Source organism: Streptomyces sp. ISL-100, from assembly GCF_018614615.1.
Classification (GTDB): Bacteria; Actinomycetota; Actinomycetes; order Streptomycetales; family Streptomycetaceae; genus Streptomyces.
This window is the reverse complement of sequence record NZ_JAGGOK010000025.1, coordinates 128,984-147,718: the sequence shown is the minus strand read 5'-3', so window position 1 is coordinate 147,718 and position 18,735 is coordinate 128,984. Positions and strand designations below refer to the sequence as shown.

At 70.8% G+C, this 18,735-nt stretch carries 16 protein-coding genes; 13 read left to right on the top strand and 3 right to left on the bottom strand.

Features of this window, described 5'->3' with window-relative positions:
• The first annotated feature begins 129 nt into the window (after positions 1 to 129).
• From J7E89_RS11725 to sucD, 3 genes are all read left to right on the top strand, one after another.
• Positions 130 to 1,077, top strand: coding sequence for a hypothetical protein (locus tag J7E89_RS11725; protein WP_214972362.1), 948 nt, complete (start codon positions 130 to 132; stop codon positions 1,075 to 1,077).
• Positions 1,078 to 1,438: 361 nt separating this feature from the next.
• Positions 1,439 to 2,620, top strand: coding sequence for an ADP-forming succinate--CoA ligase subunit beta (gene sucC / locus J7E89_RS11720; RefSeq protein WP_214972359.1), 1,182 nt, complete (start codon positions 1,439 to 1,441; stop codon positions 2,618 to 2,620).
• Between the two features lie 21 nt (positions 2,621 to 2,641).
• Entirely contained in the window at positions 2,642 to 3,526 is an 885-nt protein-coding gene (sucD, locus tag J7E89_RS11715) for a succinate--CoA ligase subunit alpha (RefSeq protein WP_214972356.1), read from the top strand.
• 101 nt (positions 3,527 to 3,627) lie between these two features.
• On the opposite strand, the gene J7E89_RS11710 is transcribed toward sucD, so the two are convergent.
• Positions 3,628 to 4,863 carry a helix-turn-helix domain-containing protein gene (locus J7E89_RS11710; protein WP_214972353.1) on the bottom strand — a complete coding sequence of 412 codons (1,236 nt, stop codon included), beginning with the start codon at positions 4,861 to 4,863 and terminating at the stop codon, positions 3,628 to 3,630.
• Positions 4,864 to 5,063: 200 nt separating this feature from the next.
• On the opposite strand from J7E89_RS11710, the gene J7E89_RS11705 reads away from it, so the two are divergent.
• Positions 5,064 to 6,980 (top strand): DUF6350 family protein, encoded by a 1,917-nt coding sequence (locus J7E89_RS11705; protein ID WP_308315439.1) that lies wholly within the window; start codon positions 5,064 to 5,066, stop codon positions 6,978 to 6,980.
• Between the two features lie 235 nt (positions 6,981 to 7,215).
• Here the strand turns inward: J7E89_RS11705 and J7E89_RS11700 are convergent, their stop codons facing one another.
• Positions 7,216 to 8,019: a hypothetical protein gene (locus J7E89_RS11700; RefSeq protein WP_214972350.1), complete on the bottom strand. Its 804-nt coding sequence runs from the start codon at positions 8,017 to 8,019 to the stop codon at positions 7,216 to 7,218.
• 271 nt (positions 8,020 to 8,290) lie between these two features.
• On the opposite strand from J7E89_RS11700, the gene purN reads away from it, so the two are divergent.
• Both purN and purH read left to right on the top strand, forming a co-directional pair.
• Positions 8,291 to 8,938, top strand: coding sequence for a phosphoribosylglycinamide formyltransferase (gene purN / locus J7E89_RS11695; RefSeq protein ID WP_214972348.1), 648 nt, complete (start codon positions 8,291 to 8,293; stop codon positions 8,936 to 8,938).
• Positions 8,935 to 10,497, top strand: coding sequence for a bifunctional phosphoribosylaminoimidazolecarboxamide formyltransferase/IMP cyclohydrolase (gene purH, locus J7E89_RS11690; RefSeq protein WP_214972345.1), 1,563 nt, complete (start codon positions 8,935 to 8,937; stop codon positions 10,495 to 10,497). The genes purN and purH overlap by 4 nt, the downstream gene beginning before the upstream one ends.
• Positions 10,498 to 10,555: 58 nt before the next feature.
• Here the strand turns inward: purH and J7E89_RS11685 are convergent, their stop codons facing one another.
• Complete coding sequence (locus tag J7E89_RS11685; protein ID WP_214972342.1) at positions 10,556 to 11,323, bottom strand: RDD family protein; 768 nt, start codon at positions 11,321 to 11,323, stop codon at positions 10,556 to 10,558.
• A gap of 227 nt (positions 11,324 to 11,550) precedes the next feature.
• Here J7E89_RS11685 and J7E89_RS11680 point away from each other — a divergent pair, with 227 nt between their 5' ends.
• From J7E89_RS11680 to J7E89_RS11650, 7 genes are all read left to right on the top strand, one after another.
• Positions 11,551 to 12,429 (top strand): bifunctional methylenetetrahydrofolate dehydrogenase/methenyltetrahydrofolate cyclohydrolase, encoded by an 879-nt coding sequence (locus J7E89_RS11680; protein ID WP_214972340.1) that lies wholly within the window; start codon positions 11,551 to 11,553, stop codon positions 12,427 to 12,429.
• Positions 12,430 to 12,449: 20 nt separating this feature from the next.
• Positions 12,450 to 13,091, top strand: a complete 642-nt coding sequence (locus tag J7E89_RS11675) for a DUF3017 domain-containing protein (protein ID WP_214972338.1) — start codon at positions 12,450 to 12,452, stop codon at positions 13,089 to 13,091.
• Between the two features lie 76 nt (positions 13,092 to 13,167).
• The gene (locus J7E89_RS11670) at positions 13,168 to 13,833 is read left to right on the top strand and encodes a helix-turn-helix transcriptional regulator (RefSeq protein WP_214972336.1); all 666 of its coding nucleotides are present in this window, start codon (positions 13,168 to 13,170) and stop codon (positions 13,831 to 13,833) included.
• 414 nt (positions 13,834 to 14,247) lie between these two features.
• A complete protein-coding gene (locus J7E89_RS11665; protein ID WP_214972334.1) occupies positions 14,248 to 15,471 on the top strand; it encodes an XRE family transcriptional regulator in 1,224 nt (407 codons plus the stop codon).
• Positions 15,472 to 15,827: 356 nt separating this feature from the next.
• Positions 15,828 to 16,817, top strand: coding sequence for a malate dehydrogenase (locus tag J7E89_RS11660; protein WP_214972332.1), 990 nt, complete (start codon positions 15,828 to 15,830; stop codon positions 16,815 to 16,817).
• An 891-nt stretch (positions 16,818 to 17,708) separates the two neighbouring features.
• Positions 17,709 to 17,957: a helix-turn-helix transcriptional regulator gene (locus J7E89_RS11655; protein WP_214972329.1), complete on the top strand. Its 249-nt coding sequence runs from the start codon at positions 17,709 to 17,711 to the stop codon at positions 17,955 to 17,957.
• 86 nt (positions 17,958 to 18,043) lie between these two features.
• Positions 18,044 to 18,550: a hypothetical protein gene (locus J7E89_RS11650; RefSeq protein WP_214972326.1), complete on the top strand. Its 507-nt coding sequence runs from the start codon at positions 18,044 to 18,046 to the stop codon at positions 18,548 to 18,550.
• The last annotated feature ends 185 nt before the right edge of the window (positions 18,551 to 18,735 follow it).

Sequence of the window (18,735 nt, the reverse complement as noted above, 5' to 3'; positions counted from 1 at the left end):
TCTTCAGCGGCCTTCTAGGGCAGACCGTCCCCGCTCAATGACCTGCCGCGCGGGGGCGGGACAGGTCTGCCCGCCAATCCGGACATCCCCGGACACAGTCGAGTGAAATTCGAAGGATCTGACGCAACCATGAACAAGAACATCCGCCGTTCCATCGCCGTCGCCGCCACCGCCGGCGGTATGTGGGCCCTCGGCACCGCCGCCGCGAGCGCGGCCGAGCTGCCCGTCTCGGTGCCGCTGTCGACCCCCGACCAGGCTTCCGACGCCATAGACGACGTCCAGGCCGTCCAGGACGCCGAGGACGCCAAGAACGCAGACCTTGGTGGCGACCTCACCGACTTCACGGTCACCGCGAACGTCGCCGCCCAGGACGTCCAGCAGGAGGTGCGGCACGACGTGCAGGCCGCGCCCTCCGTGGCTGAGGCCGAAGCTGTGGCCGAGGCCGAGGTCGACTACCTCTTCGGTCCGCTGTCCGCCTTCGCCTCCGAGCTGGAGCAGGCACCGAGCCAGGTCCAGGGCCAGGCGCACAGCTACGCCGACCAGGCCCCCGGCTACGCCCAGGGCGCAGTCGCGGACGCCACCCCGCTCACCCACGCCGTCGCCCAGGACACCCTGCCGCCCATCGCCGCCCGCGCCGTGGCCGGCCTGCTCCCCGTCGCCGGTCAGGCTGTCGGTGACGCCGGTGGCCTCGCCCACGGCGCGGTCGGCGACGTGGCGCCGTTCGCGGGCGGTGTCGTGTCCGACGTTCAGCCGTTCGCCGGTGGCGTCGTCTCCGAGGTCGGCCCGTTCGCGGGTGGCGTCCACGGCGCGGTCCAGCCGCTCGTCCAGACCGTCGTCGACCAGGTCCAGCCGCTCGCGTACGGCGTCGGCGGCAGCGCCCACACCCTCGCCCACGGAGTCGTCGGCGACGTGACGCCGTTCGCGGGCGGCGTCGTGTCCGACGTCCAGCCGTTCGCGCAGGACCTCTCGGGCACCGTCGCCTCCACCCCGCTCGCCGGCAACGCCGCCTTCGGCGCCCAGGACGCCGCCGGCTCGGTCACCCCGGGCTACGCGTCGTACCTGACGCAGGGCATCTGACGTACGACGTGCACGACGTGCAGTGCACACAGGGCATCTGACCGGCGGGTCCGATGTTCCCCGGGCGGTCTCCATTGGGGTGGGGGCCGCCCGGCTCTGTGTTCCCGCGTGTTCCCGCCGTGGAGCGGCGCCGACGCCGTAGCACGTGCGTTCCGTGACCGGCTGTGACCGGTATCACCGCTCAGGTGTGATCTGCGATTTAGGGACCTGTGGCCCACGGGGATAACCTGCGAGACGGACATGCCGCGTACCGGACACCGTGTACGCCTCCCTTGTGACTGCGCCGTCACGTTGCCCTTCGCGGCACGCCCATCGCATTCAAAGCAACGAACCGCGATCACCAGAAAAGGGACGGACGCGCGTGGACCTGTTCGAGTACCAGGCGAGGGACCTCTTCGCCAAGCACGGTGTACCGGTGCTGGCCGGTGAAGTCATCGAAACGCCTGAGGCGGCGCGCGAGGCCACTGAGCGGCTGGGCGGCAAGTCGGTCGTCAAGGCGCAGGTGAAGGCCGGCGGCCGCGGCAAGGCCGGCGGCGTCAAGCTCGCCGCGACGCCGGACGAGGCCGTCGCCCGGGCGACGGACATCCTCGGGATGGACATCAAGGGCCACACGGTCCACAAGGTGATGATCGCCGAGACGGCACCCGAGATCGCCGAGGAGTACTACGTTTCGTACCTCCTCGACCGTACGAACCGCACCTTCCTCGCCATGGCGTCCGTCCAGGGCGGCATGGACATCGAGGAGGTCGCGGAGAAGACCCCCGAGGCCCTCGCGAAGGTCCCGGTCAACGCCAATGACGGCGTCACGATCGAGAAGGCCCGCGAGATCGTCGCCCAGGCGAAGTTCCCGGCCGAGGTCGCCGAGCAGGTCGCCGAGGTTCTGGTGACGCTCTGGGACACCTTCGTCGCCGAGGACGCGCTCCTCGTCGAGGTCAACCCGCTCGCGAAGGTCGCCGACGGCCGCATCATCGCGCTCGACGGCAAGGTGTCTCTCGACGAGAACGCCGACTTCCGTCAGCCCGGCCACGAGGCGCTCGAGGACAAGGCCGCAGCCAACCCGCTCGAGGCTGCTGCCAAGGCCAAGAACCTCAACTACGTCAAGCTCGACGGCGAGGTCGGCATCATCGGTAACGGTGCCGGTCTGGTCATGTCGACCCTGGACGTCGTCGCGTACGCCGGTGAGAACCACGGCAACGTGAAGCCCGCCAACTTCCTCGACATCGGTGGCGGCGCCTCCGCCGAGGTCATGGCGAACGGCCTGGAGATCATCCTCGGCGACCCGGACGTCAAGTCCGTGTTCGTCAACGTCTTCGGCGGCATCACCGCTTGTGACGAGGTCGCCAACGGCATCGTCCAGGCTCTTGAGCTGCTGAAGTCGAAGGGCGAGGCTGTTACCAAGCCGCTCGTCGTGCGACTGGACGGCAACAACGCGGAGCTGGGTCGCAGGATCCTCTCCGATGCGAACCACCCGCTCGTTCAGCGCGTGGACACCATGGACGGCGCGGCCGACAAGGCCGCCGAGCTCGCCGCGGCTGCGAAGTAAGGGACGAGGGACTCCAACACCATGGCTATCTTCCTCACCAAGGACAGCAAGGTCATCGTCCAGGGGATGACCGGCGCCACGGGCATGAAGCACACCAAGCTCATGCTGGCCGACGGCACCAACATCGTCGGTGGCGTGAACCCCCGCAAGGCCGGTACGTCCGTCGACTTCGACGGCACCGAGGTTCCGGTCTTCGGCTCCGTCAAGGAAGCGATGGAGAAGACGGGCGCCGACGTGTCCGTTCTCTTCGTGCCGCCGGCCTTCGCGAAGTCCGCGGTCGTCGAGGCGATCGACGCCGAGATTCCGCTGGCCGTCGTGATCACCGAGGGCATCGCCGTCCACGACTCCGCGGCCTTCTGGGCGTACGCGGGTGCCAAGGGCAACAAGACCCGGATCATCGGCCCGAACTGCCCCGGTCTCATCACCCCGGGCCAGTCCAACGCCGGCATCATCCCGGGCGACATCACCAAGCCCGGCCGCATCGGTCTCGTGTCGAAGTCCGGCACGCTGACCTACCAGATGATGTACGAGCTCCGTGACATCGGCTTCTCGTCCGCCGTCGGTATTGGTGGCGACCCGGTCATCGGTACGACGCACATCGACGCTCTCGCCGCGTTCGAGGCCGACCCCGACACTGATCTGATCGTGATGATCGGTGAGATCGGTGGCGACGCCGAGGAGCGTGCGGCTGATTACATCGCGAAGAACGTGTCGAAGCCGGTCGTCGGTTACGTCGCGGGCTTCACGGCGCCCGAGGGCAAGACCATGGGTCACGCCGGCGCGATTGTCTCCGGTTCTTCTGGCACCGCACAGGCCAAGAAGGAGGCCCTTGAGGCCGCCGGCGTCAAGGTCGGCAAGACGCCTACCGAGACGGCGAAGCTGGCTCGCGCGATTCTCGCGGGTTAGTAGTTAGTAGTTAGTAGTTGGTAGTACGCCGCTGCCGCTTCGGCGGTGGTCCGGTGCGGGCCCGTATCCCTGGTCAGGGGGTATGGGCCCGCCCGCGTTCGTCAGCGTGTTTGCGGGACCAGGCGGGCCGGGCCCGTGATGGGCGCCGAGTGGAGCATGTCGCGCAGTTCCTCGTCCTCCGGGGTCAGCGGCTGCGGGCCGGCGCGCACCGGGACGCCGCCTACCGGTTGGCCGGGGGCGCGCGGGGGCTCGTACCGCGTCGGGGCTGTGACGAGGGTGAAGCCTGTGGCGCTGACGATCATCGCCGTGAAGAAGAGGGCCGCGCGCGTCCAGAACCGCGTTTTGCGCTCGCTTCCCGTCCGTACCGCGCCGGCGGGCGGCAGCTTGACCGCCTTCGCCTTCGTGTTGGCGGCCGGCGCGGTGGCGCACTCGGCGAGCTTGCTGAGGCGTTCCTGGAGCAGCGCGGTCTGCTCGGCGGGCGTGCCGGCGTCGGCGAGTTCCGGCAGCCGCCGGGTGATCGCGGCTCGGGCGTGGAGCAGGCGGTTCGCGGCGGCGGGGGTGCTCGCCTCTGTTTCGGCCGCCGTGTCGGGGAGGTCGAGGCCCAGGCCGTCGTACAGGAGGAGGGTGCGGCGGTAGATGGGGGGAAGGTCGAGGAGGGCCTTGAGGAGTACCCGGCGGTCGCGGTCGGTGGGGGGTCGGTCGGGGCGTTTGTGCGCGGGGCGCAGGCGGTGCCAGGGGGAGAGCGCGTACTCGTACGCCGCTGCCCTGACCCAGCTCGCCGGGTCGCGGTCTGTGGCCACGGCGGGCCAGCGCCGCCAGGCTAGGCGGAAGGCGTACTCGACGGACTCCCGGGCGAGGCGCCGGCTTCCGGTGAGGAGGTACGCCTGGCTCAGCAGGGCGGGGGCGGAGTGGGCGTAGAGGGCGTCGAAGGCCTGGGCGGGGGTGAGGGCGGGGGCCTTTTGCGCCGGGGTGTCGGGGTCGGTGCCGCGCCGTGGCGTCTCCTCGGTCGTCGAACGTTCGGGTACGGCGTTGTCTCGTTCGCGGTGGCTGCGTTCAACGCCCTGCGGGGAGCGCCCCGGCACGTCCCCTCCTGGCACCGTGGCTTGCGGGGCGGGGGCGGGCTCGTCCTTGAGGGAGGCGAGGAGTTTGGCGTACGCCGCTCGCTGGCGGCGCTTGGGGTTTACGCGGCCGGATTCCCAGGCCTTGATCGTCTCGCGGGTGACGCCCAGAGCGGCGGCGACCTGCTCCTGGGTAAGCGATCTCGCCTCGCGCAGCCTGCGCCGCTCCTTGGGGGAGGGCAGCCGGGCGGCGGGGGCGGTTTCGGTGCTCTGCGTCATGAAAATCCCCCCGCAGCGCTACACCAGGCAAAAAAGTACATAAATGCATATTGAGCGACACGGCAGTCATTCGCCCGTTACATGGATTAAGCGCGTGTCGTTGACAGCATGGCCGGGTGACTCAAGTGACCCATCGCGGTACGTGGTTGCCGTCCGTGCGAAGCCGCTCCTCGGCGCAGGCCGCATGTTTTGTGCGGGGAGTGATCGCTGCGGGGCTCGGGCTGGGCTCCCTCGCCGTCCTGGTGCTGGGGCTGTGGATCAGTTCGCCGTACCCCGACAACGGGCCGGGCGAGGCGCTGCGCGTCGCCGCCGGGCTGTGGCTGCTCGCCCATGGGGCCGAGCTTGTCCGGTACGACACGCTCTCCGGCGTTCCCGCGCCCGTCGCGCTGACTCCGATGCTGCTCATGGCCCTGCCCGTGTGGCTCGCGCACCGGGCCGCGCGGGATGCGGTGGAGGGGGAGGGGGAGGGAGGGAGTGGGGAGGAAGGTGGGGACCGGGAGGTTGAGGGTGCTCGTCCGACTGCGCTTGTTGCCTTCTGCGGGGTTGTTGCCGGGTATTTGGTCGTCGGTGCGGCCGCGGTGCTTTACGCGTACGGCGGGCCGCTGCCCGCCGGGCTGCTCAGCGCGGCGCTGCATCTGCCCGTCGTCGCGGCGGTGGGTGCGGCGGCCGGGGTGAGGACGGCGAACGGGCGCCCGCGCGGGCCGCTGCCGCGCTGGGTGCCGGGGGGCCTGCGGGAGGTGTTTGTGCGCCCCCGGTTCCGGGTCGCGCTCGGGGCTGCCTGGGCCGGGGTAGTGGCGCTGATGAGCGGCGGGGCTTTGGTCGCGCTGGTGTCGCTGGTCTGGCACGCGGGGGCGGCGCAGGGGGCGGTGCTGCAACTGGCGGCGGACTGGTCGGGGCGGCTGGCTGTGGTGCTGCTGGTTCTGGCGCTCGCGCCGAATGCCGCCGTGTGGGGCGCCGCGTATGGGCTGGGGCCTGGGTTCGCTCTGGGCGCGGGCGCGACTGCCACGCCGCTGGGTGCGGTGGGGACTCCGGCGCTGCCGCACTTTCCACTGGTCGCGGCGCTGCCGTCCGGGGAGGGGGTGACGCTGGTTCACTGGGCGACGTCGGCGGTGCCGGTGGTGGCGGCGGTCACGGTCGCGTGGTTCACGGTACGCACTGCCGCTCCGCCCTTCGCCGTACGGGAGGAAGCCTGGACCCCCAGCGAAACGGCCCTCGGGGCGGCCCTGGCGGGCGCGGGCTGCGGGGCCGCGACGGCGGTACTCGCCGCTCTGGCGAGCGGTCCGCTGGGAGTGGGGGCGCTGTCGGAGTTCGGGCCGGTGTGGTGGCGTACGGGCGGGGCGGCGCTGGTGTGGACGGTGACGCTGGGCGTCCCGGCCGCGCTGGTCCTGCGAGCGTGGCGCTTGCGCGACCGGACTCCGGGCTCTTGGCGCGGGGGGTCGGATGCGGATGAGGCGGTGGCGGAGGGCGGTGCCGGGGTAGAGCGCAGGTGGTGGTGGCGGCGAGGCGCGGCTCAGGATCTCAGCGCGGGCAGTCCGAACGCAGCGGCGACCGGCGCGAAGCGGGCGTGGTGGCGTGGTGGCAGGGGCGGGAGTAACGACGCCGCCGACTGGCCCGCCACCACGGGTCCGGTGGCTGCGACGCCGTGGTGGCGTCCTGGTGGTCGCGGCGCGGCGAACGACGATTCTGGGCCGTACGACGGCGAAGCCGACTTCCTGCCCGTCGGCGATCCTGAGGCAACGGTCGGGGCGGCCTGGCACGACAGCGGGGTGCGCGAGGCGAGATGGGAGGCCCTGAAGGAGGCGTCCGGCGGCTTGATGACCGACTTTCCGGCCAAGCCTGCCGCAGAGTACCCACCGGACCGGTACGCCCCCGGCGACTTCCCGGGCGACGCACCACGGCAGTCCCCCACGGCCCCGCCCGGCGCCCGCACGCCCAGCTTTCCGGCTCCGTCGGGTGCTGAGGCTTCCGGCCTCCCGGCTTCGCCGGGTACAGGGACCTCCGGTCCCCCCGGTCCGCGCGGTGCGGGGGCGTCCGGCACTGCGGTTCCCTCCGGTGGGGAGAACTCCGGGGAGCTGGAGGGGGGCTTGGACAGCGCTTCGGATCCGCCGCCGTCGTAACCACGCGATGGCCCGCTTCCCCGTCGCTGGGAGGCCGCTGTCGTAGCCCCTCCTTGCCACCGAGTTCCGCGTGTAGTCGCAGTTGCGGTCGTCTCCCGCGCCCGGAGCCCGACTCAGCCTCAGTGCAGCCGCGCCGCCGCCTCGGTCGCCTCGTACCGGGACGGGCGTGGTCACAAGCCCGCCCCTCGTTGCGTAACAGGCGCGGGGGGCGGGCTTCATGACGCGGTAGGTGTGGCTACTCCTTTACGCCGAAGATCGGGCGCAGCGGCTTCGGGAGGAGGTCGTTGCAGGACGCCTGGGCGGACTGAGTCAGGGAGTCCTGCACGCACGTGTAGTAGTCGCGGTAGACCAGCTGCACCGTGAACGTCGTCGCCACGATCGTCAGCGCGAGCGCCGCCGTGACCAGGCCGCTCACCGCCGCCGTCGTCTGCGGCCTGGTGCTGCCGGACGTAGACGACGCGGGAGCGGGCGCGGCATCCGCCGCGTCCTGGGCGCGGCGAGGCTTCGCCCGCAGCGAGCTGATGCCCCAGTAGAGCGCCAACGCACCCAGCAGCAGCGCGACCTCGGGGAGGTCGAACAGTGCGAAGAAGAACGCCCACATGCCGGACAGCAGCGCGTAACGCGCCCGGCGCTGCGCGGGGTCCGTGGGATCCCAGCGCAGGCCCGGGCCGGTGCCGCCGCCTCCCTGGCCGCCGCCCGGCCCCTCCGGGCCGCCCTGGCGTCCGCCGGGCCGACCGAATCCGCCGCTCTGGCGGCCCGGCTGGCGGGGGCTCCACTGGCTGCCCCCGGAGGACGACGGGGCGTCCGGTTCGTCGCCGCCGTCATTCTGGCCGCCGCCGTCCGCCGGCTTGCGCGGCTGCCACGGCTGGTCGGGCTGCCCCTCGGGAGGCGGCGCGAAAGGATTGTCGTCCCCCTGCCGGGACGGAGGCGGTGTCGACGAGGACTGGCGGTCCCGCAGCAGCAACTGTGAACCCCGCTGTCCCGCATGCGTCGCGGAAAGCGGCAGGCGGAGAGCCGCGCGGCGGCGTCGGTCCGTCATCTGGTGAACGTCTTCCCCTCAGACCCGATGCGCCGTGCACACAGGGTCTTGTGTGTCGATCGGTTCCCGTCCGGAGACGGATTGTCCCAGTCTGGAGACTGAACCTGTCCCCTGACGCTACCTCCCGGCCACGTACCCGTCCCGTGGGGGCCGCTCGGTGTGCCGGTATCGTTGCCGACGGTTGGCGTCTTCGTAGAGTTCCCCGTATCGGGGGACACGATTCGTTCGTACGACCACACAAGCCGCACCATCCGCGAGAAAGAGACCCGCCGTGGCCTCCCCGCCCCCTTCCCGCCGTCCCCCCGGCACGCCCGCCCGCCTTGTCGTGCTGGTCTCCGGTTCCGGTACGAACCTCCAGGCCCTGCTCGACGCCATCGGCGACGACCCCGCCGCGTACGGCGCGCAGGTCGTGGCCGTCGGTGCCGACCGGGACGGGATCGCGGGTCTTGAACGTGCCGAGCGCGCCGGGCTGCCGACCTTCGTCTGCCGAGTCAAGGACTACGCCTCCCGCGACGAGTGGGACGCGGCGCTGGCCGAGGCGACGGCGGCGTACGAGCCCGATCTGGTCGTCTCGGCCGGCTTCATGAAGATCGTGGGGAAGGAATTCCTCGCGCGCTTCGGCGGCCGCTTCGTGAACACGCACCCCGCCCTGCTGCCCAGCTTTCCCGGAGCCCACGGCGTACGCGACGCACTCGCGTACGGCGCGAAGGTCACCGGATGCACGGTTCATTTCGTCGACGACGGTGTCGACACCGGTCCGATCATCGCGCAGGGCGTGGTCGAGATCCGGGACGGGGACGATGAAGCCGCTCTTCATGAGCGCATCAAGGAAGTCGAGCGAAGGCTGCTCGTCGATGTCGTGGGGCGCCTGGCCCGTAACGGCTTTCGCATTGAGGGACGAAAGGTAGTTATCCAGTGACCGCCGAAGGTACGAAGCGGCCCATCCGCCGCGCGTTGGTCAGCGTCTACGACAAGACGGGCCTCGAAGAGCTGGCCCGCGGCCTGCACGAGGCGGGCGTCACCCTGGTCTCCACCGGCTCCACCGCCGGGAAGATCGCCGCGGCCGGCGTCCCGGTCACCAAGGTCGAGGAGCTCACGGGCTTCCCCGAGTGCCTGGACGGCCGGGTCAAGACGCTGCACCCGCGTGTGCACGCCGGCATCCTCGCCGACCTGCGGCTCGACGCGCACCGCGCGCAGCTGGAGGAGCTGGGCGTGGAGCCCTTCGACCTCGTGGTCGTGAACCTCTACCCGTTCAAGGAGACCGTCGCTTCCGGCGCGACCGCGGACGAGTGCGTCGAGCAGATCGACATCGGCGGTCCCTCGATGGTCCGCGCCGCCGCCAAGAACCACCCGTCTGTGGCGGTTGTCACCAGCCCCGAGCGGTACGCCGATGTCCTCGACGCGGTGAAGGGTGGCGGGTTCGACCTGACGACCCGCAAGCGTCTCGCCGCCGAAGCCTTCCAGCACACGGCTGCGTACGACGTCGCTGTCGCGTCCTGGTTCGCCGCCGACTACGCGGCCGCGGACGACAGTGGTTTCCCGGACTTCCTCGGTTCGACGTACGAGCGCAAGAACGTGCTGCGGTACGGCGAGAACCCGCACCAGCCCGCGGCGCTCTACACCTCCGGAACGGGCGGCCTCGCCGAGGCGGAGCAGCTGCACGGCAAGGAGATGTCGTACAACAACTTCACCGACACCGAGGCCGCGCGGCGCGCCGCGTACGACCAGACCGAGCCCTGCGTCGCGATCATCAAGCACGCCAACCCGTGCGGCATCGCCGTCGGTGCGGACGTCGCCGAGGCGCACCGCAAGGCGCATGCCTGCGACCCGCTGTCGGCTTTTGGTGGCGTGATCGCCGTCAACCGGCCGGTCTCCGTGGCGATGGCCGAACAGGTCGCCGAGATCTTCACCGAGGTCATCGTCGCGCCGGGTTATGAGGACGGCGCTGTCGAGGTGCTCGCCCGTAAGAAGAACATCCGGGTGCTGGTCTGCCCCGACGCTCCGTCGGATGTCGTCGAGGTCAAGGCCATCGACGGTGGCGCTCTGCTCCAGGTCACCGACCGGCTCCAGGCCGAGGGCGACGACCCGTCGACCTGGACGCTCGCCACGGGCGAGGCGCTCTCCGAGGGCGAACTCGCCGAGCTGGCCTTCGCCTGGCGCGCCTGCCGCGCCGTGAAGTCCAACGCGATCCTGCTCGCCAAGGGCGGCGCGTCCGTCGGCGTCGGCATGGGCCAGGTCAACCGCGTCGACTCCGCGAAGCTCGCGGTGGAGCGTGCGGGCGAGGAGCGCGCGCGGGGCGCCTTCGCCGCCTCGGACGCCTTCTTCCCCTTCCCGGACGGGCTCCAGATTCTGCTCGACGCGGGCGTCAAGGCCGTGGTCCAGCCCGGTGGTTCGGTCCGTGACGAGCAGGTCGTCGAGGCCGCGAAGAAGGCGGGCGCGACGATGTACTTCACCGGCACGCGCCACTTCTTCCACTGACGCAGACGTGCCGGAGGCCGCAACCCCGTCGGGTTGCGGCCTCTCGTGCGTACGGTCGTTACTTCTTGATCACCAGGGTGCCGGAGGCACGGTCGTGCCAGCCCTGAAGCTTCCCGGAGTTGTCGAAGAACGGGGAGAGGTAGACCAGGAGCTGGCCGATGCCGCAGAGGAGCGCGCCGGCCATCGGGATGATCCAGCGGATGAAGCCGCCGCCGATGCCCGGGACCTGGCCCGTGTTCTCCTTGACGACCTTCAGGCCGAGCGCCAGCTTGCCGACCGTGGCGCCGAGGAAGGCAATCATCAGCCACTCGTAGAGCAGCGTGGCCACGAAGAAGATGAGGATGACCCCGAGGAACGCGGCGACCATGCCGCCGGCCGCCTCGGCCTGGTCGTTGACGCAGGACTCGTACGCCGAGCTCAGCGGGTCGAGGTTGGTGCAGTCCTCCATGCCCTCGGCAGCGCCGAACGCGCCCGCGAGACCGACGGCGCTGAGGATGAAGTACAGGACCCAGATGATGACGGCGTCGATGAGGCGCGCGGCGAAGCGACGGCCCATCGTGGCGACCTGAACGGTGCCCAGCACCGGGACGTTGATGTAGCCGCTGTTGGCCTGGAGCGTGCCGGGCGGCTGCTGCGGGTACGCGCCGTAAGGCTGGCCCGGCTGCTGAGCGCCCTGCTGCGGGTAGCCGTAGCCCTGCTGCGGCGGCACGCCCTGCGGGGCCTGCTGGGGGTAGCCGTAGCCGGGCTGGCCCTGCGGCTGCTGCGGCGGCGGCTGCTGCGGTTGGCCGGGCTGGCCGTACGGGTTGTTCGGGTCGCCGAAACTCATGGCGGGGTTCCTCCGTTGGAAGTGCTGGGGACGTCGCGGCCCGAGCGGAGGAACGTCACAGAGAAATAAGCGGTGCCCCCCCGCCGCTGTCCGCGGCACTGCGCCGATCATCGTTGTAGGACAGTCGTGCCTTTGTCCAGTCGGTATGCCTATGTGTTGTGCAAGTGCAACCTCGGCCAAGGCGGCCTGACTGGAATCAGGGCGGGTCCATCCGCGAGGATGGGGGCATGACTGCCCAGATTCTCGATGGCAAGGCCACCGCAGCCGCGATCAAGTCCGACCTGACCGCCCGCGTGGCGGCTCTGAAGTCCAAGGGCATCGTCCCCGGGCTCGGCACCGTGCTGGTGGGTGACGACCCGGGCAGCAAGTGGTACGTCGCGGGCAAGCACCGCGACTGCGCCCAGGTAGGCATCGCGTCGATCCAGCGCGAACTGCCCGCGACCGCCTCCCAGGAGGAGATCGAGGCAGTTGTACGGGAGCTGAACGAGAACCCGGAGTGCACGGGTTACATCGTCCAACTCCCGCTCCCCAAGGGCATCGAAACCAACCGTGTCCTGGAACTGATGGACCCGGACAAGGATGCCGACGGCCTGCACCCGATGAGCCTCGGCCGGCTCGTGATCGGCGAGCCCGGCCCGCTGCCGTGCACCCCGTACGGCATCGTCCAGCTCCTGCGCCACCACGATGTGGAGATCAAGGGAGCGAACGTCGTGGTCGTCGGCCGCGGCATCACCATCGGCCGCCCGATGCCGCTGGTCCTGACCCGCAAGTCGGAGAACGCGACGGTGACGCAGTGCCACACGGGCACGCGTGACCTGTCCGCACACCTCAGGCAGGCGGACATCATCATCGCCGCGGCGGGTGTGCCGCACCTGATCAAGCCGGAGGACGTCAAGCCGGGCGCGGCCGTGCTCGACGTGGGCGTCAGCCGGGACGAGGACGGCAAGATCGTCGGCGACGTCCACCCGGGCGTCGCGGAGGTGGCCGGCTGGGTCGCTCCGAACCCGGGCGGTGTCGGCCCGATGACGCGCGCCCAGCTGCTCGTCAACGTCGTCGAGGCGGCGGAGCGCGCGGCCGCCGACACCGCACACGCCGGCACGAGCTGAGCGGGAAGGAAGCGCCACCGATGGGTGCTGCTACGAGTCCGGACGAACCGGCCGCCACTGGCGACGTCACGGTGGACGCGGCCGCGCAGGACGCGGGGTCCGCTGACGCTGCCGACGGGCAGGCCGCGGAGCCGACGGACGTGACGGACGTGACTGGCGAGACGCGCGGGACTGGCGAGACGCGCGGGACTAGCGCTACTGGCAACGCGGGCGAGCCCGAACCGGCGGCCAAGGGCGTCGTCAGCGCCCCCGGCCCGGACGGGCCCGTCCGCACCACGCGGCGCTTTCCGCTGTTCACCCGGGACACCGCGCGCCCCGAGGGCGGCGGGCGCGCCGCGTCCGGGGCCGCCCCGGTCCGGCAGTGGCCGTTCCTGGCCGTTCTCGGCACGATCGCGCTCGGGCTGCTGCTCGTGGCGGTCGACGCGTTCGGTATCGGCTTCCGTCTCGGCACGCTGCTGATCGGCCTGGCCCTGATCGCCGGAGCCGTGCTGCGCCGGGTGATCCCGTCCGTGGGCATGCTCGCCGTACGCTCGCGCTTCACCGACATGGCGACGTACGGCCTGCTCGGCACCGCCATCGTGCTGCTCGCACTGATGGCGCAGCCCGAACCGTGGCTGGAGATCCCCTTCCTGGAGTCGGCGATCCGGTTCACGGTGCGGTAAGGCGGCGCCAGGGCAGGGCGTCCACCCGGCAACCGCGTTGACCCCCGTCCGGAGCGGGCAGCAAGATGGCCGGACGATGAGAAGCGATCAGATCGTGACCCTCCGGGGCGAACAGGAACTCGTCCGACGGGCCGGAGATCTCTTCGCCGGCGCCCGGCAGGAGTTTCTGTGCGCCGCCGCGGATCCCTTCACGTGGTCGGCCGGGGTCAACGCCGCCTTCGCCGAGGGCAAGCGACCGCCGCTGAGGCCGGGCGGCCTGTCGATGCGCAAGCTCTACACCCCTCAGGCGCTGTCCGACGCGGAGGCCGAGCGCCGTCTTCTCCGTATCGCTGCCTCCGGCGCGCAGATACGGATCTGCGTCGCGCCGCTCGCCCACGAGGCGATCGTCATCGACCGGCGGATCGCGATCCTGGCCGGAGCGCCGGTCCACGGCACCCGGACGTACACGGTGGTCCGGTCGCCGGACGTGGTCGACGGCGTCAGGTCGCTGTTCAGCGCCGCCTGGGAGACCGCCGGCGACCTGGCCGGCTATGTGCGTGCGCGGCCGCCCGTACTCAACGACCAGGCCCGCGAGATCCTGCGCATGCTCAGCGCCGGATACACCGACGAGACGGCGTGCCGCCGCCTGGGCGTGTCGCTGCGTACGTACCGCAGACGCGTCGCCGAACTCATGGTGACGCTCGGTGCCACCTCGCGGTTCCAAGCGGGCGTACGCGCCCGGGAGTTCGACGGCGGCGTCTGAGAGCCGGCACCGTCCGGCCCCTTCCGTACGTGCCGGAGCCCGTCCTCTCCCCCGAGGGAGGACGGGCGCCGGCACGGTTTTCAGCGTCGGCCAAGCGCCAATCGCGATCAAGGGATGCCGGGTCCCTGTGGCACGGAGGTGACCATTCCGCCACGGCCCGATCACCGCGCAACAGCGGGGTTACGGACCGCGCCGGGTCACTGCGATGGGACACTGTTCCCGGGAATCGGGAGGGGGCGCGCGAGGGGGGCACGCCGGACTGCCGAATGCTCCCGTGCGCTCCTGCCCCAGGAACTGACATCCTGGCTTCGCGCATCTTCTGGGTAGTCCGGAACACGGACCGCGGAAGGTGTGGCAGGGGGACACGAGAGCACGGGGCACATCAGGCACGTACGGGGGGACAAGGGGGAAGCAATGCCTCGTTGGAAAGCTCTACCGGAGGAGCTCGATCCGCAGGTCAAGGAGTTCGCAAGCCAGCTGCGCCGGCTGGTCGACCGCAGTGGGCTCAGCATCGCGGCGGTGGCGGACCGGACCGGCTACAGCAAGACGTCCTGGGAGCGCTACTTGAACGGCCGGCTGCTCGCGCCCAAGGGCGCGGTCGTCGCACTGGCCGATGTGACCGGTACGAACACGAACCACCTGACCACCATGTGGGAACTCGCGGAACGCGCCTGGAGCCGTTCCGAGATGCGCCACGACATGACCATGGAAGCGATACGGATCTCGCAGGCACGGGCCGCCCTGGGCGAGTTCGGCCATCCGTCGACGACGACGCCGTCGTCGTCGCCCGCCAAGGGCGGCCGGCAGGGCCGGCGCACGACCACGGACCCGTCCGCTCCCGCCACGGGCGCGGGCTTCGCCGGTACGGGCATGGGGCCGGGGGCGGGCTCGATCGGTGCGGGTTCGGGGCTGGGCGCCGGACTGGGCGCCGTGGGCAATGGTGCGGGTGGAAGTGCTGGTGCGGGTGCTTCCGGTGCGGGAGGGCGTACGCCGACGGACGCGCCGCCGCAGGGCTTCGGGATACCCCCGCAGCAGGGCGGCAGGGGACCGGGACCGGGTTCGGGTTCGGGACTGGGGCCCGGACCGGGTTCGGGCGCCGGCTCGCCGGACGGTCGGCGCAGGCGCAGGAAGGTCACGATGTTCCTGGCGGGCGTCGTGGGGGCGCTCCTGGTGATAGCGGCCGCCGTACTGCTGACCGACCTCGGCGGCAAGGACAAGGACCCCGTCGCGAAGAAGAAGCCGACGGCCGGACCGACCACTTCGGCTCCCGAGCTGCCTGTCGGGGTCGAATGCTTCGGCGACAAGTGCACCGGGGAGGACCCGGAGGCCATGGGCTGCGGAGGCGAGTTCGCCAAGACGACGTCCAGCGCGACCGTGGGCACGGCGTTCGTCGAGGTCCGGTACAGCAAGACGTGCGGGGCGGCGTGGGCTCGTATCACCCAGGCGACAGTGGGCGACAAGGTGCAGATCGCCTCGGGCGCCGAGACCGGCCAGGGCGGGAAGCCGAAGGACCAGAACGGCTTGGTCGACGCGGACAAGGACGCGTACACCCCAATGGTCGCCGTCACCAAGGCCGCTGACGCGAAGGCGTGCGCGACTCTCGCGACCGGTGTGAAGGGCTGCACCACGCAGGAGTAGCCGGCAAGAGCGGGAAGAGCCGGGAACAGCCGGGAACAGCCGGTCAAGAAAAGGGGAATGCCCGCGCCCGGACGGGGAAGGCGCAGCCTATCCCCCCACGGGTGCACAGCACCCCGGTGGTCGGCCGCCCGCGCACCCCCCTCCAGCGCGGGCGGCCGCCCGCGTTCGGGGGGTTTGTGCGCCGCACCACACGGGGTCGGGAGACCGGCGCTCCCGGGGTCCGATAGCCTGACCGCTGGATATCTCTTCACGTCAAGATTCAGAGGCCGCCAACGGCGTCGGGGTCAGGGCGTGTCGGTGATATCCAGCAACGAGGGGCAGGGACCCCCACCGCCAGCTGTCTTACGGAGATCGCCATGACCCGCACTCCCGTGAATGTCACCGTCACCGGCGCGGCCGGCCAGATCGGTTACGCGCTGCTCTTCCGCATCGCTTCCGGCCACCTGCTCGGCGCGGATGTGCCGGTCAAGCTGCGTCTCCTGGAAATCCCGCAGGGCCTGAAGGCCGCCGAGGGCACCGCCATGGAGCTCGACGACTGCGCCTTCCCGCTGCTCCAGGGCATCGAGATCACCGACGACCCGAACGTCGGCTTCGACGGTGCGAACGTCGCACTGCTCGTCGGCGCCCGCCCGCGCACGAAGGGCATGGAGCGCGGCGACCTGCTGTCCGCCAACGGCGGCATCTTCAAGCCGCAGGGCAAGGCCATCAACGACAACGCCGCGGACGACATCAAGGTCCTCGTCGTCGGCAACCCGGCCAACACGAATGCGCTCATCGCGCAGGCGGCAGCCCCGGACGTACCGGCCGAGCGCTTCACCGCGATGACGCGCCTGGACCACAACCGCGCGCTGTCGCAGCTCGCGAAGAAGACCGGCTCCACGGTCTCCGACATCAAGCGCCTCACCATCTGGGGCAACCACTCGGCGACGCAGTACCCGGACGTCTTCCACGCGGAGATCGCCGGCAAGAACGCCGCCGAGGTCGTCAACGACGAGAAGTGGCTGGCCGACACCTTCATCCCGACCGTCGCCAAGCGCGGCGCGGCGATCATTGAGGCGCGAGGCGCCTCCTCGGCCGCGTCGGCCGCGAACGCGGCCATCGACCACGTCCACACGTGGGTGAACGGCACGGCGGCCGGCGACTGGACGTCGATGGGTATCCCGTCGGACGGCTCGTACGGCGTTCCGGAGGGCCTCATCTCCTCCTTCCCGGTCACCTGCAAGGACGGCAAGTACGAGATCGTCCAGGGCCTGGACATCAACGAGTTCTCCCGCAAGCGCATCGACGCGTCGGTGCAGGAGCTCAAGGAAGAGCGCGACGCGGTGCGCGACCTCGGCCTGATCTAAGGCGCACGCGCCAGCACGCGCTGACACGCCCCAGCACGCGACAACGCCCCCGGTAGCCGATGGACTCGGCCGCCGGGGGCGTTGGCATCCCGTTTGCTTCCGGACGTCACGGGAGCGTTTCGACCCACGTCGGCACGCAGGGGCCGGGCGGACGACCGGTTGGTGTGGCTCGTATGGCCGGTGGGGGGCCCGCATCGGCCCCCGCGCATCCGCGCGGGCCGCCCGCCTGGGCCTGTGTGGGCGAAAGCTCACGGCGTGGCCGGCGTGCCGGATTCGCTCGTGCCGTGGTGGCCCGTGCGCCCCGCCCACACTAGCAACGTGCTTGTAGCTCGGCCGATCACCGGCCGGGGTGGACGCTCCACCGGCCCGAGTCGCCCCATTCAACTGTTGCGTCCCACACGCGCAGGCATGAGTCCGCAGGTCGACCGGACGGACCGTCCCGCCGTCGGCGTGCGTGCTCGTGTGCGTGGGAATGGGGGTGTTGTACCAGCGGCCGTTCCCGTCGGTCCCTGAGCCTGGGGCTGCACCGCCCCCTAGAAGACTCCTGAAGATCTTGCTCGGACCGCCCGACTCACCCCGGATTGCCGGTAAATGTCAATCGGGCTGAACCGGTGCAAGCCGGGCGCGATTTCAAGATCTTCATCGGCCTTCTAGACGTCGTGCGCCCCACCCGCCGAGCCCGTCGCCCGGCAATGGTGAACGGCCACCCCCCGAGCCTTCCCCGTGGGCTCCCCCCCCCGAGGGCGGTCCCCATCGCAGATGCGATCAACGCCCTGGGGTCGTCAGCGCCCCGGCTGCGCGGCAATCGCAGCCGCCGGCCACGCCCAGCCTCACCCCCTGAACCCCTCCACCAGCTTGCAGTCCTTCATCGCTATGTAGTACTCCTTATACATGAGCGAGCAGGTGCACAACAGGCTGGCGATGGTTCGGGCCGAGCGTGGGGTGTCGCGGCAGGCGTTGGCTGAGGCTGTCGGGGCGCACTATCAGACCGTCGGGTACATCGAGCGGGGGCAGTACAACCCGAGCCTCGATCTCGCCCTGAAGATCGCCGAGTTCTTCGAGTTGCCGGTGGAGGCGCTGTTCTCCCTCCGGCCGTTCCGGCCGCTCACCGACGAGGTCTACGGGAGGAAGCAGCAGTGATGATGACCGCAGGGCAGGGGCAGGGGCAGGGGCAGGCAGCAGTGAAGGTCACTCGGGTCGGTCCGGTCACTCGGCACGATCAGCGCATGTTCGCGCTGATGAACCGGGAAGAAGGTGCCGCCCTTCATGCCACAGCCGTCCGCCGTCGGCTCTTCGTCGGCGCGCACATCCTCATGACCGTCGCCTCGGTGGTGTGCTGGAACGTCGTGGTCTTCGGGGGGCGGCAAGTGTGGGCCCTCGTCGCCACGCTGGCCCTGCTGCTGCCCTGGTGTTTCGTGACCGGCGTCCTCAACAGCGCCACCCGCGGCCTGCTCGAACTGCGCGGCCGCGTACTCGACGAGCGTCAGCTCGCCGACCGTGACCGGGCCCGCGCCCGCGCGCACCGGCTGACCTCCGGCCTGCTGCTGGCCGCCGCCCTCGGGGTCGGTGCGGCCGGCTGGATCGGCGACGTACAGGTCGAGGGGCTGATCGCGCCCGTGCTGACCGCCGTCCTGGTCGCGCACTGGCTGATGCCGTTGTGGGTCGCCGGTCTGATGGTGCGGGACGAGCCCAGCGATCTCAGCGAGGGGAATGAGGGTCCCGTGGGGAGTTGAGCCGCAGCGCTCTTGGCGTTGAGCTGCCGGGGCGCGCGCGGTGGTGATCCAAACGCGTCGCCACACGCGTCCCGGTAGGTTTAGAATGTCACCCCTTTCCATCCGAACTCTCCCCTCCCTAAGGCGAGTTCGTACAGCGAAAGGGGCATGGTGCCTCAAACCGCCTTACCCACCCAGCCCGGCGG

Excerpts from the sequence above, each read along its gene's own strand:
- J7E89_RS11725 (WP_214972362.1), top strand. The coding sequence starts at position 130 with ATGAACAAGAACATCCGCCGTTCCATCGCCGTCGCCGCCACCGCCGGC.
- sucD (WP_214972356.1), top strand. The coding sequence starts at position 2,642 with ATGGCTATCTTCCTCACCAAGGACAGCAAGGTCATCGTCCAGGGGATG.
- J7E89_RS11710 (WP_214972353.1), bottom strand. The coding sequence starts at position 4,863 with ATGACGCAGAGCACCGAAACCGCCCCCGCCGCCCGGCTGCCCTCCCCC.
- J7E89_RS11700 (WP_214972350.1), bottom strand. The coding sequence starts at position 8,019 with ATGACGGACCGACGCCGCCGCGCGGCTCTCCGCCTGCCGCTTTCCGCG.
- J7E89_RS11685 (WP_214972342.1), bottom strand. The coding sequence starts at position 11,323 with ATGAGTTTCGGCGACCCGAACAACCCGTACGGCCAGCCCGGCCAACCG.
- J7E89_RS11680 (WP_214972340.1), top strand. The coding sequence starts at position 11,551 with ATGACTGCCCAGATTCTCGATGGCAAGGCCACCGCAGCCGCGATCAAG.
- J7E89_RS11675 (WP_214972338.1), top strand. The coding sequence starts at position 12,450 with ATGGGTGCTGCTACGAGTCCGGACGAACCGGCCGCCACTGGCGACGTC.
- J7E89_RS11670 (WP_214972336.1), top strand. The coding sequence starts at position 13,168 with ATGAGAAGCGATCAGATCGTGACCCTCCGGGGCGAACAGGAACTCGTC.
- J7E89_RS11665 (WP_214972334.1), top strand. The coding sequence starts at position 14,248 with ATGCCTCGTTGGAAAGCTCTACCGGAGGAGCTCGATCCGCAGGTCAAG.
- J7E89_RS11660 (WP_214972332.1), top strand. The coding sequence starts at position 15,828 with ATGACCCGCACTCCCGTGAATGTCACCGTCACCGGCGCGGCCGGCCAG.
- J7E89_RS11655 (WP_214972329.1), top strand. The coding sequence starts at position 17,709 with ATGAGCGAGCAGGTGCACAACAGGCTGGCGATGGTTCGGGCCGAGCGT.
- J7E89_RS11650 (WP_214972326.1), top strand. The coding sequence starts at position 18,044 with ATGTTCGCGCTGATGAACCGGGAAGAAGGTGCCGCCCTTCATGCCACA.